The sequence below is a fragment of the Bacteroides caccae genome (assembly GCF_002222615.2).
Taxonomy (GTDB): Bacteria; Bacteroidota; Bacteroidia; order Bacteroidales; family Bacteroidaceae; genus Bacteroides; species Bacteroides caccae.
The window spans coordinates 80,673-103,747 of sequence record NZ_CP022412.2; the positions used below are offsets into that span (position 1 = coordinate 80,673).

Annotated in this window: 15 protein-coding genes; 3 read left to right on the forward strand and 12 right to left on the reverse strand. The window is 40.3% G+C overall.

From position 1 onward, the window contains the following. Positions 1–83: 83 nt before the first annotated feature. The 7 genes from CGC64_RS00385 to CGC64_RS00415 form a co-directional block, all read right to left on the reverse strand. The gene (locus CGC64_RS00385; protein ID WP_005678647.1) at positions 84–1,244 is read right to left on the reverse strand and encodes an acyltransferase; all 1,161 of its coding nucleotides are present in this window, start codon (positions 1,242–1,244) and stop codon (positions 84–86) included. A gap of 106 nt (positions 1,245–1,350) precedes the next feature. Then, positions 1,351–2,988, reverse strand: coding sequence for a fumarate hydratase (locus CGC64_RS00390; RefSeq protein ID WP_005678646.1), 1,638 nt, complete (start codon positions 2,986–2,988; stop codon positions 1,351–1,353). A gap of 189 nt (positions 2,989–3,177) precedes the next feature. After that, entirely contained in the window at positions 3,178–5,166 is a 1,989-nt protein-coding gene (locus CGC64_RS00395) for a DUF4954 family protein (protein ID WP_005678645.1), read from the reverse strand. A gap of 59 nt (positions 5,167–5,225) precedes the next feature. Continuing rightward, positions 5,226–6,482, reverse strand: a complete 1,257-nt coding sequence (hflX, locus tag CGC64_RS00400; protein WP_005678644.1) for a GTPase HflX — start codon at positions 6,480–6,482, stop codon at positions 5,226–5,228. Positions 6,483–6,661: 179 nt separating this feature from the next. Further along, the gene (locus CGC64_RS00405; RefSeq protein ID WP_005682621.1) at positions 6,662–7,543 is read right to left on the reverse strand and encodes a hypothetical protein; all 882 of its coding nucleotides are present in this window, start codon (positions 7,541–7,543) and stop codon (positions 6,662–6,664) included. A 13-nt stretch (positions 7,544–7,556) separates the two neighbouring features. Then, positions 7,557–9,182, reverse strand: a complete 1,626-nt coding sequence (locus tag CGC64_RS00410; RefSeq protein WP_005678642.1) for a RagB/SusD family nutrient uptake outer membrane protein — start codon at positions 9,180–9,182, stop codon at positions 7,557–7,559. Positions 9,183–9,199: 17 nt separating this feature from the next. Continuing rightward, positions 9,200–12,424, reverse strand: a complete 3,225-nt coding sequence (locus CGC64_RS00415; protein ID WP_055173060.1) for a SusC/RagA family TonB-linked outer membrane protein — start codon at positions 12,422–12,424, stop codon at positions 9,200–9,202. 449 nt (positions 12,425–12,873) lie between these two features. On the opposite strand from CGC64_RS00415, the gene CGC64_RS00420 reads away from it, so the two are divergent. The 3 genes from CGC64_RS00420 (at position 12,874) to CGC64_RS00430 (ending at position 19,241) form a co-directional block, all read left to right on the forward strand. Then, a complete protein-coding gene (locus CGC64_RS00420) occupies positions 12,874–14,067 on the forward strand; it encodes a site-specific integrase (RefSeq protein ID WP_005678639.1) in 1,194 nt (397 codons plus the stop codon). Positions 14,068–14,647: 580 nt separating this feature from the next. Further along, on the forward strand, positions 14,648–17,665 hold the full coding sequence (locus tag CGC64_RS00425; protein ID WP_227102846.1) for a SusC/RagA family TonB-linked outer membrane protein: 3,018 nt from the start codon (positions 14,648–14,650) through the stop codon (positions 17,663–17,665). 16 nt (positions 17,666–17,681) lie between these two features. Further along, positions 17,682–19,241, forward strand: coding sequence for a SusD/RagB family nutrient-binding outer membrane lipoprotein (locus CGC64_RS00430; RefSeq protein ID WP_005678636.1), 1,560 nt, complete (start codon positions 17,682–17,684; stop codon positions 19,239–19,241). Positions 19,242–19,311: 70 nt separating this feature from the next. Here the strand turns inward: CGC64_RS00430 and CGC64_RS00435 are convergent, their stop codons facing one another. The 5 genes from CGC64_RS00435 to CGC64_RS00455 form a co-directional block, all read right to left on the reverse strand. Continuing rightward, positions 19,312–19,971: a MarC family protein gene (locus CGC64_RS00435; RefSeq protein ID WP_005682614.1), complete on the reverse strand. Its 660-nt coding sequence runs from the start codon at positions 19,969–19,971 to the stop codon at positions 19,312–19,314. A 62-nt stretch (positions 19,972–20,033) separates the two neighbouring features. Then, a complete protein-coding gene (locus CGC64_RS00440; protein WP_005678634.1) occupies positions 20,034–20,726 on the reverse strand; it encodes a YjjG family noncanonical pyrimidine nucleotidase in 693 nt (230 codons plus the stop codon). A 98-nt stretch (positions 20,727–20,824) separates the two neighbouring features. Further along, on the reverse strand, positions 20,825–21,682 hold the full coding sequence (locus tag CGC64_RS00445; protein WP_005678633.1) for a Cbp1 family collagen-binding glycoprotein adhesin: 858 nt from the start codon (positions 21,680–21,682) through the stop codon (positions 20,825–20,827). A gap of 34 nt (positions 21,683–21,716) precedes the next feature. Further along, complete coding sequence (gene rsmI, locus CGC64_RS00450) at positions 21,717–22,391, reverse strand: 16S rRNA (cytidine(1402)-2'-O)-methyltransferase (RefSeq protein ID WP_005678632.1); 675 nt, start codon at positions 22,389–22,391, stop codon at positions 21,717–21,719. Positions 22,392–22,401: 10 nt separating this feature from the next. Next, positions 22,402–23,007: a hypothetical protein gene (locus CGC64_RS00455; protein ID WP_005678631.1), complete on the reverse strand. Its 606-nt coding sequence runs from the start codon at positions 23,005–23,007 to the stop codon at positions 22,402–22,404. Positions 23,008–23,075 lie beyond the last annotated feature (68 nt).

Below are 23,075 nucleotides of genomic sequence, written 5' to 3' on the forward strand. Positions count from 1 at the left end.
AACGATGAACGGTGAACACAACTGGCAGCATATTGCGCAGTTTGTTCACCGTTTATCGCGTTTATAGTATATCGTTTTACAGATTATCCCATGATGTATTTAGCAGGTTTACCGATACGATTCACCAAGTTTACAATCAACCAGGACACCAGAAAAGCGACTATCGCAGCTATCGGTATCTGTAAAGGAATAGGTATATTGAGTGTTCTTACCAATACCACTGACGGACCGGTAAAGAAGTAATGTATCATATAGACACCGAAACCACATACGGTCAGGTTAGCCAATGCCTTCCGTACTCTTTCCGAACGGACATTGACTTTCTTAGCCAACATAAATACAGGAATTGTCATCATCACCACATTGAGAGAACAATAGGTAAAAAAGAGTTCCAACATTTCGTCCGTACAATCCGGCAAAGCTGTCATGTAACGGAAACCAAAGAACGTCACGACATACCCCACCACAAACATCGGAATACCGATTGCCAATGTTTTCTTCAGGCTCCAATCGAGATCTTTCAGATAATGTCCTAACAATAAGTATCCGTTGAAACCGGCAAATGCATATAACATTCCAAAAGAATTCCAAGAGCAAGAGCCCCATAAGTAAGGGGAAACAAACTGATAATAATAAGGTAGCAACAATGTCACTCCCCAAGCCAGCAAGAACATTAACTTAGCCCGTTGCGAAGCTTTTTCCACCCATGCCGAAAAAACAGGCAGGTAAAGATAGAGTCCGATAAGCAGATAGATATACCACATGTGCACTGCCAAAAGGGAGAAGTTAAAAGGAATTGTCAGAATGTATTGTATAGTTACTGAAAGGGATTGCTGCATCACTTCTTCACCGGAATAAGGAAAGAAATCAAGGATAATCTTTGGGGCTAACCCCAATAAGCCGGTAATCCAAGGGAAAAGATTATAGATAATAGACCAAATTAAGAACGGATAAAAAACACGGGGAATACGTTTTTTATAAAAAGTAGAAGCGTCACCCCGGACAGGCAAGAGCAATGCGCCTGTAATCATTACAAACAGAGGCACACACGGACGAAGTACAGCACCGTAAATGGCTCCCCACAATTTTATTTCCCCAATATTGGGAGCTGTGCCCGGATAGAAGTTGAATGGGTCGGTACAATGGCAGCAAACAACTGTAAACATGGCAATAAGGCGTACTACATCCAACCAGACGATATGTTGGTTCTTCGGATTGTTTAATTCGATTGTCGGTGGTTTCATAATAGTTAGTGATTAGAAAAAGAGAGTTAGTAAAAAAGGGATGCCTATACGAATTTGACAGGTATCCCTTAAATAAATCATTTATTGAATCAGAACTGCAAACAAATTATTTAGTGCAATTCCACGGTTTTAACTGTTTGAAGAAGTCATTGCCCTTATCATCTACCAGAATGAATGCCGGGAAATCTTCTACTTCAATCTTCCAGATAGCTTCCATGCCCAGTTCCGGATATTCCACACATTCGATGCTCTTGATATTATTTTGAGCAAGGATAGCTGCCGGACCACCGATAGAGCCCAGATAGAAACCACCATATTTCTGACAAGCATCCGTCACTTGCTGGCTACGGTTACCTTTCGCCAACATAACCATGCTGCCACCGTGACTCTGGAACAGTTCCACATACGAATCCATACGTCCTGCAGTAGTCGGGCCCATTGAACCACAAGCCATGCCTTCCGGAGTTTTTGCCGGACCTGCATAGTAGATAGGATGATCCTTAATGTATTGAGGCAGGTCCTCGCCACGGTCCAAACGTTCTTTCAGCTTGGCGTGAGCAATATCACGACCTACGATAATCGTACCATTCAATGACAAACGGGTAGATACCGGATATTTAGTCAACTCTTTCAGTATTTCGGACATCGGACGGTTCAGGTCAATCTTCACAACATCGCCTTCGCCTGCCTTACGTAATTCTGCCGGGATAAGTTCGCCCGGATTTGAATCCAGTTTCTCAATCCAGATACCTTCTTTATTGATTTTACATTTGATGTTACGGTCGGCAGAGCAAGATACTCCCAAACCTACCGGGCAAGAAGCACCATGGCGGGGCAAACGAATGATACGTACGTCATGAGCCAGATATTTACCACCGAATTGAGCGCCAAGGCCAATCTTGTGAGCTTCTGCCAATACTTCTTTCTCCAGTTCGACATCACGGAATGCACGACCGTATTCGTTTCCTGTTGTCGGCAGGTTATCATAGAAATGAGTAGAAGCCAGCTTCACTGTCAGCAAATTCTTTTCGGCAGAAGTACCGCCGATAACGAAAGCGATATGGTAAGGAGGGCAAGCGGCAGTTCCCAATGTTTTCATCTTTTCAACCAGGAACGGAACCAATGTACCCGGATTCAGAATAGCCTTTGTTTCCTGATACAAATATGTTTTGTTGGCAGAACCACCTCCTTTTGTTACACAAAGAAATTCATACTCCATACCTTCAGTAGCCTCAATGTCAATCTGTGCAGGAAGGTTACATTTTGTATTTACCTCATCATACATATTCAGAGGTGCATTCTGAGAGTAACGCAGATTTTCTTCAGTATATGTTTTGTAAACACCCAGCGAAAGAGCCTCTTCGTCAGAATACCCTGTCCATACCTGCTGTCCTTTTTCACCGTGAATAATAGCAGTACCGGTATCCTGGCAGAATGGAAGTATACCTTTCGATGCCACTTCTGCATTACGCAGGAAAGTCAGTGCCACGTACTTGTCATTCTCGCTGGCTTCCGGATCGCTCAAGATTTTTGCTACCTGTTCGTTGTGCGAACGACGAAGCATAAATGATACATCACGGAAAGCAGCATTGGCCATTGCAGTCAAACCTTCTTTCTCAATTTTCAGGATAGGGTTTCCTTCAAACTCACTTACCGACACATAGTCTTTCGTAAGCAGATAATACTCAGTTGTATCTTTTCCCTTTTCAAACATGGGTTGATACTTAAACGGAGGTGTTGCCATAAGTTTCTTATTTTATTACGTAATGTTAGTTAGTGAGGCAAAGGTAATAATTAAGAATGAAGAATGAGAAAGGAAAGAAGAAGAATTAAGAATGAATAACGGAGAATGACGAGGTACAAATGAAGACGGTGAACGAATTGTACTTTATTGTACAATGTCCACCGCTCATCGATTCATAGTTTGGTTCACTTATTGTATATGTTCGATTCGTTTAATCAGTTCATTTCCTAAAGCAGTTTTGTCCTCGATGTGTTTCAAAACTGCAGTCACGAATGTATTGCTTTCAAAGTCACCACGTACTTGTTCGAAATCCTGTTTCATATCATCGCGAGAACCATCAACACCGAATCCGGTCATTGAAGAAAGCGAGAACTCTTTCTTTGCGTCTTCATAAACCATTTTATCCAACCCTACCACAGCCTTCTGCCATGCTTTCACGATAGTAACCACGTCCTGAGCAGTTACCGTTTCCGGATTCAAGCCATAAAATTCCTGAATCTTATTATATGCCCAGGTCCATTCATACGTGTAATAGTTTTCATGCATTTCCGCAAAACTGGCATTAATAGATTTCAGGCGGTTAATAGAGCCGTTTTCGATACCGTCCAACAATCGGTCTATTTCACTCTTGGGAGCAATCAGTCCGGAGATGTCCACCCATTCGCCGACACCGATTTCCGTATCCGGTTTCAGGCGCTGGCGGATTTCGTCATTACTTTGGAAATTAATGCCTTCCAACCGTTTTATGATAGAGTTCCCCAAGAATTTGTTGATGGCAATTTCATAGAAACGAATCCCGTTATTCAAAGAAGAATTCTTGATCTTTGCACTCTGGTAAGAGTAGATTTCAGAGGTTTCGCCGGATACCCGTTTCAATTCCTTCAAAATAGAACGTCCCTTGAACATCTTTTGAATGGTATATGGACTCAAAAGGTTATAATTGATATAATCAAGCCGGTTCGGATCTTTCCGTTTGTCACGTTTCGGCCATTTCTGGGCGTCACGGATTGTCCCGACACTTCTCAGATTCACTCCGGGAACCAGATAAGTGGTATTCCGTTGTTCTATCAAATAGGAGAAAGGAAGATTGGAAGTGTCGGCATGGTTTACATGACGTCCCATTACCAAAGAAAAAGCTCCGACACGTGCCGGCCATAAGATATATGAATCAGAAGTCGTTTTTGCCCCTCTTTCCATGGTCCCCTGATGAATCGGTCCCAACTTATACATATGATTACTCTGATTAGATCCCGAACCTGCATTCATGAATGAGAACATTCCGGCAATCAACAAAGTCGATTTATGGTGAGTCACCGTGAAAGGGCCTGCGAAGATAGCGCACGCTTCTCCATTTTCTCCCTGGCAGTTGCTAAAGAATAACGAGTCGGAAGCAGAATAATTGTGTCCCAGTTTACAAGCTTGTCCGACAAAGCAACGGCTTAGCATCGTTCCGTCGTCCACGTCTGAACCGGAAGAGATAATAAAGTCGTCGCAGATCACCCCGTGACCGATATGCACAGGTGTCGTCACATTACTATTGATACTGCCATTGGTCAGCCGACAGGTTCCACAGATGTGGCAATAATCACCAATCCTGACATTTCTGATTGAACCTGTATTAAGAATCATCACATGATCACCAATACTGCCGACAGTAGAAGCGTGCTTATTGGAATAGTAATCCGTAATCGCTTTCATGCGATTGATTAGTTCAGGACGATGACGGTACAACGCCAATATGTAGGCCTGATGCGCTGACAACTTGTCGTTAATGAGTACTTCACGCCCTCCTGTTTCATTAAGAACTGTCGCCTCTACCCCATTACCGAAAGTAGTAAGCCGGTCCACCAGAATGATATCCACATTCTCAATGAAGGTATCATTACCGATCTCATAATTAGCAATGTAGTTCTGAATGTTTTCAATGCAGCAGTTATCCCCTACTGTCACATTGTGCAAAGTTACATGACGTAATCCGGAATGTTTCCTGATGCCTCCCGGCAATGTAAATTCAGCATCCAATACACCCAGTTTCACTTCTCCCGAAAAACGGGTGTGATGAACGTACTCACAATTAAACCCCTCTGCAACTGATACATTTCCCCAATCATCAGCCAGACACGACTGGCTCTTTAACTGAAGCACTTCATCTTCAGTTAGTCTACGATAATCTTTCATATTAATAAATATAAGTAATGTGCCGCTTCCCCCAATCAGCAAAGCAGCACATTGATTAATTATTCCTCCTCTTCGTAGGTCTGATAAAGAAAATCGTTATAGGGGTATTTCTGAACGTGTAGTTCTTTCACTCGTTGATAAACTACGCTTTTCAGTTCGTCCATATTGATTCTTTCGCGGGCGGAAATAAAGAGACAGTTGTCTTCCATTTTTGCCATCCACGTCTTCATCAGTTCTTCGAGTGTTAAGTTTTCTTTCGTTCGGGGGGTAAGGTCATCCGGCGCTTTCTCCACATAGGTGTAAGCGTCTATTTTATTGAATACAAGTATCATGGGTTTGCCACCACCGCCAATTTCGGCAAGTGTCTTGTTTACCACTTCGATCTGTTCTTCAAATCCGGGGTGAGAAATATCGACTACATGCACAAGCAAATCCGCTTCACGCACCTCGTCGAGCGTCGACTTGAACGAATCGACCAAATCAGTCGGCAATTTACGGATAAATCCTACCGTATCGGATAACAAGAACGGCAGGTTATCGATAATCACTTTACGCACAGTGGTATCCAGAGTAGCAAATAGTTTGTTCTCGGCAAATACTTCGCTCTTCGAGAGAAGGTTCATCATGGTTGATTTTCCGACATTAGTGTAACCTACTAATGCAACGCGTATCATGCGTCCACGATTTTTGCGCTGGGTAGCTTTCTGCTTGTCAATCTCTGCCAAACGTTCTTTCAGTAACGACATACGGTTCAAGATGATACGGCGGTCCATTTCGAGTTGCGTTTCTCCCGGTCCGCGAAGCCCCACGGAACCTTTACCGCCACCGGCTCCGGAACCGCCTCCCTGGCGTTCCAAGTGAGTCCAGAGTCGTTGCAGGCGTGGCAACATATATTTATACTGGGCAAGTTCCACCTGCGTCTTTGCATTAGCAGTCTGAGCACGCATCGCGAATATATCGAGGATCAGTGATGTACGGTCAAGTATTTTAATTTTCAGCTCAGCTTCAATATTACGTATCTGTTTCGCAGAAAGTTCATCATCAAAGATAACCATTCCCACTTCACGTTCTTCTTCCTCCTCGTTCCGGATATATTGTTTAATCTCCTCCAATTTTCCTTTACCGACATAGGTCACCGAGTTAGCTGTCGGCAACTTCTGCGTAAATCGTTTCACTACTTCCGCCCCAGCCGTCTCGGCAAGGAACGCCAATTCATCCAGATACTCGTTCGTTTTACGCTCATCCTGCGTCTGAGTGATGAGTCCCACAAGCACTGCTATTTCTACTTTGGCTTCGGATATTACAAATTCTTTCATTCTTTACTTTTTTCTTTCCTATATAACACGGGGACAAAGATAATGATTTCAATGAGATAATAAAAGAGAGTATGCTTACGTTTTTTTAAAACGCGAACATACTCTCTATTTATTCTTGTCAAGAAGAAATGATCTATTTCTTCATGTTAATCGTCTTTCAAATATTGATTAGATTCGAATCACTCATCCTCAAGTATCAATTTAAAGTCATCCGGCACTGTAAGCACAGATTCTTTTTGTCCAATCAGACCATCCCCGTAATAATAGACATTGAGAGTCATCTTATGGCTTGTCGGATCATATTTAGAATCCACATCATCTACCCCTAAATAGTCCAATGAGCTAAATCCTAGGATATCTGATCCTTCTTCTGTCAAGTACCCGGTATTATAACTATCGAAAGCGACTCCATTGTTTTTCGGATTAATCGTGAAGAACAAATATTCATCCGGTTCACCAACTTCTTCTCCTGACTCTGCCAAAGCTTGCGAGAACGGATCAACAATGCGATAACGATTCTCGCCATCTACACGTTGTACTTTTACATTATATTCTTTACCAGCATTATATTCATCAAATACCCAGTCTTTGAAAGCAAATGTTCCCGAAACATCCACCCATTTCAAACATTGAACAGTGAAACTAGCATGTCCGTTTCCTTTATATGGATTAACGGCAGCAGCTTCCAATGAGATTTGAAACGAATACTCCTCTTTTAGCTGTGCTTTTTCAAAAGTTATAACCAGATCAGCCGTTGCCTGTCCGGCTGCAAAACTAACACTCTGAGGGATGTTGAAAATATTTTCCGTATTAGCCTGTACCTCAATTGCAACAGTTGCAGCCGCCTCTGTCTTATCCCGGCTAATTGTCAACGTCAGTTCTTTAGGATCAGTATCTTCCAACTCTTCATATCCAATATTATCTCCCACAAAAGAAGCACCAATACAATTGGGATCAACTGCCGGAGAAGGAGTACGTCCATCATCATCGGAGCAAGCAGCCATGCTTAGCAATGCTATTCCTCCAATTAATAAAGCTATATATTTTGTTACTTTTTTCATTGTAGTATTCATTTTAATCAGTTGCACCATCTTTTAAATTCGGATTCTGCCCTGCTACGGGAAGGTTACCTCCGGTATTATTCACGATACCGGCATTGTTATTGCTTTCTTTCTGCGGGATACGCAACAGCAACCAAGGGTCATCAGCAGCAATATTGAAACAGAAAGCATCCGGCCAGTTTCCCTTGTCACTTCCCTGGAAGCGAACAACAGGTTTACCCAAACGCATAATATCTGCCATAGAGAAGCCTTCACCCCATAATTCAATACGACGTTGCAACCAAACATCATCAACAGTTACAGAACTTTTGTTCCAACTCGCATCACGCTCATCCATCAATACCTTAAGCTCTTTAGCAGCATTACCTTCGTCATTCTGTTGTGCCAAAGCTTCCGCTTTGATAAGAATCATCTCCTCGGCACGCATGATACACCAGTCATTGTCATTATTGGAGCTTCCTATACCACTTTTCATTCCGAACTTCACATTGGTATATTTGATAAATTTCATTTTTACATCTTCTATTTCCAATGTCGAAATATCATTTCCAATTGCAGAGCCCCAGCTAAGTCCAGATAATGCGTCTGATTTCAGGTTTTCATCGACCCACCATTGTTTGCGGACATCTGATGTTGAGATTTTCTTATAAAGCAAGGAGTTTATAGTCTTATACATGGCTACTCCCGCCGTGTAAGCATAACTGGAGAATGACCCTAATTGTCCTGCCGGAGTTGCATACGCATTCTTATTCACCATAGGTACAGAAACGTTAATTCCCCACATCCAGTTATGATCGGATATATCATAAAAAGCAGGTTTGGACACTTCTTCCTTAGTATAAGGAGTATAGCCTTCCATTGCCTTATCAGCATCATTGTATGCTTCTTGCCACATTCCCATATACAAGTGAGCACGTGCACGTAACCCATAAGCAACCTGTTGGTCGATACGAGTCTTATCTCCCTGACGGTTATATCCTTCCAACAAATCAATAGCACTATTCAAGTCACTTATAATTTGTTCGTAGACCTTACCTACCGTAGCACGAGGATTATTGACAAAATTAGTCGTTTCTTCCGTTATCAACGGCACACATGGAAGGTCTTTACTGGTAGCATAGCGGAACTGATAATAAGGTGCCAGACATAAATAATCAAACGCACGAACCGCCTTAGCTTGTCCTAAATAATACTTTTCAGTCTCACTCGCCGTCGCCGGATCAATAGAAAGAATAATATCATTAGCCGCTTTTATCTGATTATAAAAGATAGCATAACGTGCAAAGGGATTGGCATACGTAGCATAACGGTCACTATATTCACTGCTGACAGAAAACCAGTTATAACCATTATTGGCACAGATCATATCCGGGCCATTCAAATCCTGAGAAAGACAAACTGTCGGATAACCACCGTCATCATCTCTGGTATCAGAAGGAAATGCAGCACACACTGTCCCCATGCTGCTATACATACCTGCAATTTTAGCCTCCACACGGGAAGGGATGACAGATGTAGCATCATCTATCTGTTCACCTGTAATTCGGTAGCCCTCACTCTCAATATCATTGATGTCAGAGCAGGAAGCAAACGATAATGCTCCCAATATAAAAAGTGCAAACTTATTTATTCGTTTCATAGTTCTTTCTTTTTTAATTAAAACGTAAGAGAAATTCCTCCTGTGATAGTACGCATCGCAGAATATGAACTGGTAGTATTGGCACCACTTTCAGCAGTCGAGCTTCCCAGACCTAATCCCAAACGCGGGTCAAGACCTTTGCGTGCCGATAAAAGAGCTACATTGTCAGCCGTCAAATAAACCCTACAATGAGATAGTCCCAGTTTGCTGGTCAAACGTTTCGGTATTGTATATCCCAATGTAATATTGTTAAGGCTGAGATAATCCGAGCTAACAAGGAAACGGCTGGAATCCTGTTGGTAGCTTGCATCACTTGCACTTAAACGAGGTACGTCAGTATAACGATTGTCCGGTGTCCACGCTTTACGGATGTCCGTAGACCAGTTTGTACCTTGCATACCACTATTTCCATTGTGCATATATGCCTGATAAGCCCCGTCGTAATATTTGCCGCCCAACTGATAAGAAAGCTGCAATGAGAAATCAAAACCGTAGAATCGCACTGAAGTCCCCAAACCACCATATACTTTTGGCAACGTAGTACCCTGATCCGCTTGTTGGGCTTCTTCATAGTTAGAAGTCTTTGTATAATCACCATTATCCGGATCCACATAATACAATGCCTTTCCCGTATCCGGATCTACTCCGGCGTATGTTTTCAAATAAGACTGGTAAAGAGATCCTCCTACCCGGTAAATATAATAAGAACCTTTTTGACCGCCATTTTTCTCCAAATCCGGATCCAATGCAGTAATTTTATTGGTATAGTGCGTCAGGTTGAAGTTCATAGCCCATTCATAATCCTTTCCGCGAAGGATAATGCCATTCAAATCCAATTCAACACCCTTATTCATAATATCGCCCACGTTGGTCGGCTCATAGCCTGTACTGATACCGGATGATACAGGGATCGGTTTGTTATACAACAAATCGACAGTTTTTCTGCTGAAATATTCAATAGTACCATTCAAACGGTTGTTGAATAATTCAAAGTCAGTACCGATATTGAAAGCATAAGACGTTTCCCAAGTCAGATCTTTCGTTCCTTTATATTTGAGAATCAGTGAATATTGCCCGTTAGCGTAGTTCACATCATACTGGTCTTGATAAGCATACCAGTTGTCACGCTGTACACCGTTTACAGTAATCAGCAGTCTGTCATTACCCTGCACACCCCAACTAGCTTTCAATTTCAACATATTCACCCATTTCACGTTTTCCATGAACTTTTCGTGGTTAATCAGCCAAGCTCCACCTACACTTCCGAAGTTACCCCAACGGTGATCTTTATGGAAACGTGAAGAAGCGTCACGACGATAAGAAGCACTGAGGAAGTATTTTCCGTCATAGTTATATTGCAAACGGCTCAAAATACCTTCGGTCATATAATTGTCCGTATATGATTTCGCATTCTTCTTGTCTATACCTCCGGCATTATTCAACTCACCGATATATGGGTTGTACAGATTGGTGTTTTCTCCGTAGAGTACTTGATTCTTATAACGGTATTGTTCATAACCGACCAATAAATCTGCATTATGCTTATCGGCAAACGTACGTGCATAGGTTGCCAGATACTGGTTATTCACTCCCATCATTCTGGTATGCTGTACAAAAACAGAACCATCATCTGCCGATGCAGATCCGAAAGCACTGCTCAACTGGTTCAAACGGCTGTTCTGTACATTCGCAGAAATATTGGCAGTCAGCGTCAAACCTTCAATCGGAGTGATGTTAGCATACCATTTTCCACTTAACAAATCGGTATATTCATGCTGACGGTTCAGTTCGATGTCTCTAGCCGCATTTCCAGTTACCGAAGGACGAGAAAAGCCGCTGTTGTTACCCGAGTCATAGATTTTATACCCTGTGTTGGGATTGATAGCAATACTTCCGTCAGCATTACGTACATATAAAGGATAGATCGGTGCAATTGTATTGGATACATAAAATAAGTTAGCAGAACTTCCCCAAGAATCACCATCCTGATAGTCAGGAGCTTGTGAATCCGAATAAGTGTATGCAATGTTGGTTCCTACTTTTAACCATTCTTTAGCTTGATAATCAACTTTTGCACGACCGGTATAACGTTTGTAAGCAGAATTTTGAATAATACCGGAATCATTCAGGTAACCGACACTTGCATAGTAATTCAATTTGTCAGAACGGCCTGAGATATTAACATTGTATTCCTGACGGAAATTTGAACTGAATACTTCGTCATACCAATCGTCAGGAGTATAATAATATTTACCATCAGAATACCCTAACTTAGCATTCGGATTAAGCTTGAAATTGTTACCAATCAATTTTTCACCATCAGGCACGGTATAAACAAGGTATCCCAATCCACCATTTTTTGCGTCCAACAAAGTTTTATCTGCATAATTATAAGCTTCGGCCTTAGAGGAACCGGTATAGATCTTGGAATTGTACAAAGTCTTGTACTGCGTTTCGTAATATTCTGCCGTTCCAATTACATCATATTGAGGAACCATGCGCGAATTGGACCCCCATTTGGCATCAAATGTGACCTTTGCTTTTTCTGTTTTAGCAGATTTAGTTGTAATCAAGATAACTCCATTCGCTCCGCGTGCTCCATAAATAGAGTTAGCAGCCGCATCCTTCAATACAGAAAGGGATTCTATATCTTGAGGGTTAATGGAAGACATATCACCATCATAAGGTACTCCGTCTACTACATACAACGGAGCATTGCTTGAACTCATAGAACCGATACCACGGATACGAACTGTCGCAGACGCTCCCGGAGCTCCGTTAGCATTTACTGTCTGAATACCGGCCACCTGTCCGGAGAGGGCATTGGTGATATTCGACACAATTCTCTCTTCCAATTTATCAGCTTTAATAGTTGAAGCAGAACCGGTAAATGCTGATTTCTTAGCAGTACCATAAGCAACAACTATAATCTCATCTAATTGTTTAGCATCCGGCTTCAATGTGATTTTTAAATGGGGTTTAATTGCCACTTCTTGCGCCTGCATTCCAATATACGAAATCTGCAAAGTCTTTGCAGAACTTGGTACATTTGCCAAATTAAAATTACCATCCACATCTGTGATTGTACCTTGAGTAGTACCTTTTACTAACACAGAGGCGCCAACAACTGGCTGCCCGTCTTCTTCAGAAATCACAACACCTGTGATCTTCTGAGTTTGGGCAGTTACCAGACTTATGCCCACAAAAAGGCATGCCAATAACAGCATCAATTTTCTTTTCATAAATTCTCTCTTAAAGTTTAACTTTACATTAATTGTTTCTTTACTCTAACAATTTGCAAATATATTAATAAATATGAAACTAACAATTCATTTAATAAAAAAAGGTTGCAAATATGGCATTCTGTTATTCAATTGCTAATATTTATGCTAATAAGCATAGATATTGGCTGCAAAAGTTTTGATTTCAAAACTCAGAAGCGACACTTTGCAAAAGCAAAATGCTCATTTTAATATTTCACATACTCATTTTTAGTCACAAAACACCTCTATTAACAAACCTTTTTGCTTATTTTGAAAAAACATCAATAAAAAAGTGGCATTTAATTTAAAGTTTTGTGAATACTTCATTTTTGAGGATTTATTTTTTTAGAGATATTAATGCATATTCAACCCTGGCGTAGCACAGAACTACGTCTAATTTGTTCTATTATTAATTAAAAAACTGAAGTATGGAAAAGATTAGTTACAACCTTGTGTTTAACAGAAAAAAAAGATTGAATAAAAAGGGAATGGCATTAGTACAGGTAGAAGCTTATTTAAATAGAAGAAAAATATATTTCTCTACTAAGATATACCTTAAACCTGAACAGTGGGATACGAAACGTAGAATGGTAAAGGGACATCCTAATGCAGACGTATTGAATCGTATGTTATACGAGCACATTGCGGCTATTGAACAAATAGAACTTGGATTATGGCAACAGGGGAAGAGTATTTCTTTGGAGTTATTAAAGGATTCCATCGATAAACCTGTAAGCAACGGTAGATCGTTCTTAACTTTCTTCAGAGAAGAAGTCGCTAATTCTTCTTTGAAAGAAAGCACCAGACAGAATCACCTGTCTACTCTGGAGCTACTCCAAGAATTTAAGAAGGAAGTACAGTTCACGGACCTGACATTTGAATTTGTGTCTTCATTTGACAATTATCTGCAATCCAAGGGATATCACCTGAATACGATTGCCAAACATATGAAACATTTGAAACGTTATGTTAACGTCGCTATAAATAAGGATTATATGGACGTGCAGAAATATGCATTCAGAAAATATAAAATAAAAAGTGTAGAAGGCAGACATAGTCATCTATCACCGGAAGAATTGCATAAATTGGAGGATTTACAGCTAGGAGGAAAATATGCTAAATTGCAAAAGACAAAAGATTCCTTTTTATTTTGCTGTTACGCCGGATTACGATACTCCGACTTTACCAATTTGACATCTGCAAATATTGTTGAGTTTCAACAGGAAACGTGGCTTATTTACAAATCAGTCAAAACTGGTATTGAGGTACGTCTACCATTATATCTATTGTTTGAAGGGAAAGGTATTCATATATTGCAGCGCTATAAGGATGATCTTAATCGTTTTTTCAAATTGAAAGATAATTCGAATATTAATAAGGAACTGAATATATTAGGGAAACTGGCAGAAATTGATAAACGTATATCATTTCATACCGCCCGCCATACAAATGCTACCTTATTAATATATAGTGGTGCTAATATCACTACTGTACAAAAGTTGTTAGGACATAAAAGTGTAAAAACGACTCAGGTATATGCGAATATTATGGATATAACTCTTGTACGGGATCTTGAAAAAGCAATCTACTCAAAAGCCGGTGGCAAACATAAAGGAAACTAATCCTAAATCTTCCAGGATTAAGCTCTCCGGATACTATTAGTTAGTACTCGTTATGCATAGCTTTATTCGTCTAACAACTGTTAAACTTTCGTCTGACAGTTGTTTCTCTTTCGTCTAACAGTTGTCAGACGAAAAAACAACATCTGTCAGACGAATAAAATTATGCAATAACAAAGATTGATTTATTAAGTACGAGAAGTAGATAGTTACTAACTTAAAAATAATCCACAACCGTACGGAAAGAAGTAAATCATTTTAATTTATAAAATAAGATACCACATAGAATAAATAAAACCTATTTTTATTAACATCTGAGGAATATTCTCAATTAAGTAATTCTAGTATTTGCATTCAATGGAAATTGTTGTGGAACAAAATAACAAAGTCAAAGTGGGTTCTTTTCAAAGTCTAAACGATTATTTACTAAATACTTATCTCTTTTTCAAGTAGATATTTAGTAGCACAATTTCTGTTTTTATATCATTGCTACTATAAATAATAAGCTATAAATTAAAGATATAGGTTGTTTTTTATTAAGAAGAATGACAAGATACTTATGTTTTGCAAATAGTTATATTCTATTGATAATAAGAGCAATATCGAACGACCAAGTTCTGCAAAGACTTTGCAGATTTCGTATATTGGAATGCAGACTCAGGAAGTCATTATTAAACCGACCTTAAAAGTCATACTGAAAGCTGATGCACAAAAATTAGATGAGATAGTTGTGACAGCAATGGGTATTTCACGTGAGAAAAAAGCATTAGGATATGCTGTACAAGATGTAAAATCAGATGTACTGACACGGGCGGCCAATACGGATTTAGCAGGTGCATTACAAGGAAAAGTATCAGGTATTGACATCACTCCTTCATCGGGTATGCCGGGAGCCTCTTCTAAAATAACCATTCGCGGTTCCCGTTCTTTCACAGGAGATAATACCCCTTTATATGTAATTGACGGTATGCCAATTGCTTCTACTGCCGATGTTAGTACATCTCTTACTGACGGAGCATATGGCACAGACTATGCTAATCGTGCAGTCGATATTGATCCTAACGACATCGAAAGTATTAATATACTGAAAGGACAGGCTGCTTCTGCATTATATGGAATGAGGGCCTCGAACGGTGTTATTGTTATCACTACTAAAAGTGGTAAAGGAGCAAATAAAGGGAAACCAAACATCACTTTTAGCACCAACCTTTCATTCGATAAGATCTCAACCCTGCCAGAGTTACAACAAGAATACGCACAAGGCTCTAAAGGAGTATTTGATCCCTTATCACCTTTTGCATGGGGTCCTAGAATCTCAGAATTACCTAATGATCCTAACTATGGTGGAAATACTAATAATAGTTACACCAATAAGTATGGTAAACAACCAGACAGGTATTACGTTCCTCAGCTTGCAGCAGCCGGTATGGACCCTTGGGCTACTCCAAAAGCATATAACAACATGAAAGACTTCTTCGAAACTGGTGTATCGTGGAGCAACAATGTGAATGTAGCCCAAAAATTTGATAAAGGGAACTACTCTTTCTCTATGGGTAATACCACTACCAATGGTATTGTTCCCTCAACAGGTATGGATAGATACAATGTAAAATTATCAGCAGAAGCACAACTGCACCCCAACTGGACTACCGGATTTAATGGGAATTTTGTGACTTCAAAGATCACAAAACAATCTACTGCCAACACAAGTGTAGTTGCTACTGTTTACAATGCTCCTGTTAGTTATAATATGGCAGGCATTCCTTCCCATATAGAAGGTGACCTATATACTCAAAATACCTATCGTAGTGATTGGATTGACGATGCTTACTGGGCTGTCGATAATAATCAATTTTCAGAACGTTCACAACGCTTCTTTGGAAATGCCTTTGTGAAATACTCCACTAAATTCGGGACCGACAACCATAAACTGGATATTAAGTATCAAATAGGTGACGATGCTTATACAACTAACTATTCTGAAATTTATGGATATGGAAGCACTTGGGCCGCTACAGGTGAAGATTCGGAATATCACTATACTGTTAATGAGCTAAACTCATTACTGACTGCCTCTTACACATGGAATATTAATGATGAATGGGCATTAGACGCTTTAATCGGTAATGAATTTGTTGATAAAAAGACAAAATACGAATATGCGTATAGCATGAATTTCAACTTTCCGGGCTGGAATCACTTAAATAATGCTTCTGTATTTTCCAATGAAAGTCAATACAATAAAAAACGAACCGTAGGTAATTTTGCAAATGTATCAGTTGCATGGAAAAATATGCTCTACTTAAGTGGAAGTATACGTAATGACATCGTTTCAAGTATGCCTCGTAACAATCGTTCTTTCACTTATCCATCAGTCTCATTAGGATTCATTTTTACAGAATTGGCACCGTTAAAGAACAATATATTAACTTTCGGTAAAATACGTGCCTCCTACGCAGAAGTAGGTATGGCAGGAGATTATACTCAAAGCTATTACTACACTCCCGCTTATGGTGGCGGTTTCTATATGGGGAATCCTATTGTATACCCAATAGCCGGAGCAATGGCTTATGTACCATACTATAAAGTATATGATCCCAACTTAAAGCCACAGAATACAAAATCATACGAGATAGGAGCTGATCTTACTTTCTTCAACGGATTGGTCACATTGAATTATACTTACTCACGTCAGAATGTAAAGGATCAGATATTTGAAGTTCCTTTAGCCGGTTCAACCGGAGCCTCAAGTATGATAATGAACGGAGGTAAGATACATACTAATACTCATGAAGTGACCTTGGGCATTTCTCCGGTAGATACAAAGAACTTTAAACTTGATTTTGCCTTCAACTTCTCCAAAATCGACAATTATGTTGATGAACTGGCTCCAGGAGTAGAAAGCATTATGTTAGGAGGTTTTGTTACTCCACAAGTACGTGCCGGAATTGGTGACAAATTCCCTGTAATCTATGGAAAAAGCTATATGCGCAATAATGAAGGTAAGATAGTTGTAGATCAAAACGGGCTCCCCATGCAAGGAGAAGATGCGGTCATCGGAACTGTATCTCCCGATTTCCGCCTGGGGTTCAATACTAATATTGAATTATACAAGTTCCGCATTTCAGCTGTATTTGATTGGAAACAAGGCGGTCAAATGTATTCCGGTACCGCTGGCGAGATGAACTATTACGGTGTGAGTAAATTATCTGGAGATATGCGTAAAACTGATTTTATTGTAGAAAACTCAGTTAAAGAAACGGGTAAAGATACCAATGGAAATCCGATTTATGCTCCTAATGACATAAAGGTATCTGATGCTCAATCCTATTTCACAAGAAGAAGGTCTATTGACGAGTCTTATATTTATGACAACTCTTATATTAAGTTACGTGAATTATCCATAAGCTATCCGGTCCTCTCCAAAAAATGGCTAAACGTAAACGTAAATGTCTTTGCACGTAACATATTAGTTTGGTCAGAATTTAAAGGATTCGACCCAGAGGCTTCACAAGGCAATGACAATATGGGAGGCGCATTCGAACGTTTCTCTTTACCCGGAACGGCCAGTTATGGCTTCGGATTTAATGTAAAATTCTAATTAGCTAAAAAGAAAGATGAAAACATATACTATAATTAAAGGATTTTTTGCCGTTGGCGTTTTATCAGTTGTCCTTTCCGGATGTTCGGAAGATGCAATGGATAGAATAAATAAAGATCATGGACACACACAAAGCGTGGCTGGAAGATTTATCCTAACTGATGTAATAACCTCTACCGCGTTTTCAAATGCAGGAGGAGACTTAAATACTTATCTATCTTCATATATTGAATATGAAGTAGGTGTTGACAATCAATTGTATTATGCAGAAACCAGAGAAAGTGAACCGACATCATCTTCCACTTTCAATAATACATGGAACAACCTGTACTCAACATTAAAATCCGCCCGTATCATAATTAACCAATGTAGTGATGGAGGGATAGATTACGGCAATTATACAACCAAAGGCATGGCCGAAGTATTAGCAGCCTACAACTGTGCATTAATAGCAGATATGTTTGGCGATGCTCCGTGCAGCCAAGCTGCCTTAGTTGACGAAAATGGTTCCCCCGTTTATCTAAATCCCAAAATGGATAAACAAGAGGATATTTATAAACAAGCAATGCAATATCTGGATGACGCTATTGCAGACTTACAACAAGAGGATTTAATAGATCCATCCAGTCAAGATTTACTTTACCAAGGAGATGCAGAAAAATGGCTCAAATTTGCATATGCCCTGAAAGCACGCTATACGATGCACCTACTTCAAAGGTCAACTAATAAAGACGCTGATATGGAGAAAGTGTTGGAGTATGTAAGCAAGTCTTTTAAAAACACAGAAGAACAGGCAGCATTCAGTGTATATGATGTCAATAACATAAATCCACTTTATGGTTTCTTCAAAGCACGTGCAGCATTGGGAGCAAGCGAAAGCATGAGAAGCAAACTAGCTGAATATAATGACCCACGTCTGTCCAGGGCATTCATTACAAAACTAGACAAAGAGAAAGAAGGAAAAGCACAAGCTCCGGGGACTCCTGATACTGATGTATATGCACCTAGCGGAACACCGGAACAAGGAACCAGCAAATATGGTACATCTCTGTTTATGTATTCAGCAACAGCCCCTACTCTTTTAATGAGCTTCCATGAGTTAAAGTTCTTAGAAGCAGAAGCTTTATGCCGATTGGGACGTGATGCAAAAAGCGCCTTGAAAGAGGCTGTGGTAGCCGGATTGCTAAATGCAGAGAACAGTTTTAGTATTTCCAGAAAAGAATTGGGAAACACATTACTAAACCCAGCTAGCGCTATCACGGAAGAAGAAGCGAATAGCTATTTTGACAACACTGTAGAAGCTACATATACGAATGAGCCTCTGAAAACTACCATGATACAAAAATATTTTGCACTATGGGGAGCTTCCGGAGAAGCTACAGAATCTTATAATGACCTCCGTAGAATGACAGCACCTACTGAAAGTTTCATTCAATTACAGAATACCAAGCCTTTCCCCTTACGTTGTCCATATGGCAATAGTGACACAACGACAAACGCAGAAGTGAAAGCTGCTTATGGAAATGGACAGTATGTTTATAACGAAAAAGTCTGGTGGGCAGGCGGTAACAGATAATTCATTCATCTGCAAACAACAAAAAATCGGGTAGTGAGTAACTTTTCCACTACCCGGTTTTTCACTATTCTTATTTTAAGACACCAACCATCCCTTCTCTCACTATATCCACCAATATCGGTTTCAACCCACTGACGAAACATTCTACTGCGATCACCATTAAGATCAATCCCATAAGACGCATCATTACATTATTCCCCGTCTCTCCCAAGACACTCACCAATTTCGTGGAAGCACGGAGAATAAAGAAAGTCAGCAGATAAATCAGTCCGATAGTTCCTATCAAAATCCCTTTCATTTCGAAGTTGTGAGCATCCTGCATCAAAACAATAGCATTCGCTATCGCTCCGGGACCACACAACATTGGTATCCCGAGAGGAGTAATTGAAATATCATCAGCATAAGTTTTTATTTCTTCATCCTTCAACTTCATCGGCGTGTAGCGGGCTTGAAGCATATCAAAACCGATTTTGAAGATAATCACCCCACCGGCAATACGAAATCCATCAGTAGAGATCCCGAAAAACTTAAAAAGAAACTGACCGGCAAAAACAAAAACCATTAATGTGACAAACGACACAATGGTGGCACGTTGCACGATAGACTGACGTTCCTTATCCGTCATTCCATGAGTCATTGTAAGAAAGACGGGCATTGTCCCCAAAGGATTGGTCAACGTAAAGAACGAAGTGAAACAAAGCAAGGCAAACGGGAGAAGTGTACTATCCATGGCAGTATCGCATTTTTATGCATTTATTAAACACGACAAAAATACGACTTAATCCATAAAATCTATAATAAATCTATCAAATCTTTCAAAGAATAAATGTGATAAGTAGGCTGAAAAGGAAATGAGGTACGACCGGTTACATTGTAAAAAGCCTGGTGCATCCCTATTCCATGTGCCCCGGTTATATCCGCTTCCCAACTGTCACCAATCATCAATGATTCGCGCAGTTCGGACTGAGTGGCGGAAAGAGCAAAGTTGAATATTTCAGGCCACGGCTTCAGTACCCCGAGATCTTCGGAAAGGATAACCTTTTTAAAGTAGATGTCTACGCCTGCTGAACGCATTTTACGTGATTGTAATTCCCGAAAACCGTTGGACAGTATATAAAGATTATATTTCGGAACCAGATACTCCAACACCTCTTTCGCATAAGGCATCAAACCGCTTTTGGTAGGAATAATTGCGAAGAAATCTTCCGAGAACTTTTCAGCCAAGGTCTCATCCTCCACTCCTACCGCCTGCAAAGGATAAGAAAAACGTTGCCGGTTCAGTTCATCCTTCGTTATCTTCCCCTCACCATATTCAATCCAGAGTTCGGTATTCCGTTGCTGATAAATCGTATAATAATGATCGAACGAATCAAAATAACGTTCGAATGAATATTTCCGATAGACTTCTTCAAAAGTATCGCGAGCATTACGGGAAAAAGCCCAGATAGTGTCGTCAAGATCAAAAAAAAGATTTCTATATTTCATCAACAGTTACGGGGGTATATATAAGAAACAAAAAGCCAATGTGCTAATTTCTTGCATTCAGGAATCAGCACATTGGCAATTCAAAAGAGGTGTCTACCTTATTTTACCTGAATAACCAAGTATCTGGATATACTCCAGAATTCAGTAGGATTCGTAATCTTCAAAGTCAACTGACCTTTGTCATCTTTCACCAATTCGTAAGAACCGGCAGGATGAGTAGTCAACAACTCAGCACGTTTAGAGTACAACTTGATTTCTTTTGTTGTACGGATATCAATCTGAGTGAAATAATCCTTGTTGAAATCAGCGCTTTTCAGCACATCACCACTTTGAAGAATTTTCTGGGCTTTCAGTTCGGATTTTGTTCCGAATACAAACCATGCAGCATTCAGGCTCTTATCCTGTTCGGCAACTGTCTTAGCTTTCGCTTCGTTTTCGGCAACCAGCGTTTCTTTGGCAGCAGATAGATCGCTTACAGCAGCATCCAGTTCCTGAATACGGATATTCTTGGAAGCCAGTTCGGTTTGAAGTTCTTCGATACGTTGTTGTTTAGCATTCAATTCAGCAGTCAGAGCGGCAACCGCCTTTTTCATCTGAGCAGAATTATAACTGCTATTTTTCAACTGAGCCTGCAATTTAGCAATCTGAGCTTTGTTTTCCTCCATCTGCTTGGAGATGAATTCAATATCAGAAGCGATTTGTTGTTTGGCACTAGCAGAATTTTCGGTAATAGTACCGCGCTGCAAGTCTACACGACTTTCGGCAGCATTGATCTTACGGAAACCTTCCTGAACTTCATTGAAAGTTCCCATCATATCATCCAGTTCAGCATTGCGCTGGTTCAGTTCCATCAACAGAGAGTCATTTTCAGCTTTCAGGTCCTTACTTCCACCTTTAAAGCCATCACACGAAGCCAACATGGCTGCGCATACAAATAAAACTGCTAACTTTTTCATACGTTTACGTTTTACGTTTTTAAATGAAGTTATTTTAATCGTCTATTCCTGCTAATACTATCACAATCTCGCCCCGCGGTTCGGTAGCGGTAAAGTGTTCTATCAATTCCGCCAGACTGCCGCGAACCGTCTCCTCATGGAGCTTGGATATTTCACGCGACACGGTTACCTGACGTTCAGCTCCGAAATACTCGGCAAACTGAGTTAATGTCTTCAACAATCGGTGAGGCGATTCATAAAACACCATTGTACGATGTTCTTCTGCCAATGCCTTCAATCGTGTCTGCCGTCCTTTCTTCTGAGGCAGAAACCCCTCGAAGCAAAACTTTTCATTCGGCAATCCCGAAGCTACAAGTGCCGGAACAAAGGCTGTCGCCCCCGGCAAGCACTCTACTTCGATACCGTTACGTACACATTCACGAACGACAAGAAATCCGGGATCGGAAATTCCGGGCGTTCCAGCATCCGAAATTAACGCAACTGTTTCACCTGCCTTTATTCTATTAACAACACTTTCCACCGTTTTATGTTCATTAAATTTGTGGTGGGACTGCATTGCGTTCTTTATTTCAAAGTGTTTCAGCAAGATACCGGAAGTGCGCGTGTCCTCTGCCAGAATCAAGTCGACCTCTTTCAGAACTTTGATAGCCCGAAAGGTCATGTCCTCCAGATTTCCTACCGGCGTAGGTACTACATACAACTTTCCCATATATTTTTTATTACGCTGATTGGTTAAAATACTTCTTTAACAACTCCAGAAAATCAATTGCTGCTTCATTTTCTTCGTTCATATCGGCTTTCGAGGAAAGAAATGCAACAGCAGTCTTGTAGGAGCTCATGACTGATATTTGTTCGATCACACGATTCATCAAGTCTGTATCTCCACCAAACAACTCGCGTGAGAAACGGAATGAATCATTCAGACTGATAGATTGACGTAACCCTCCGGCGGACAGTTTGATACTTTCTCCCAATACGGTCGGTTTACTCACCTCATCCTCAATAAATACAGACTCCTCTGTCACTGATTCATCAGCAACAGGTTCTTCCTCTTCCTCCTCAATTGTTTCTTCCACAACAGGAGGTTCCGGTTCCGCTACAAAAGTGTCTGATTCTTTATATTCTTCTACGATAGGAGAAGGCGGCAAACTTTCACAAACAGTATCCACATCCTGCAAGAGTTCATCCAAATGTCCCTGCATCCGTGTAATACTCCGCTTCAACAGTTCAGACAAAGTCTGAGTCGACTCCTTTGAGAATGACTCCATGAGGTATTTCAACTCATGAACATCCAACTCGATATCTGTTAATAGCTTCTGTTTCATGTCCGTCTATTATTTAATATGGTGCGAATGTAGGAATAATTTATGCAATAACTTAAAATAATGGATAA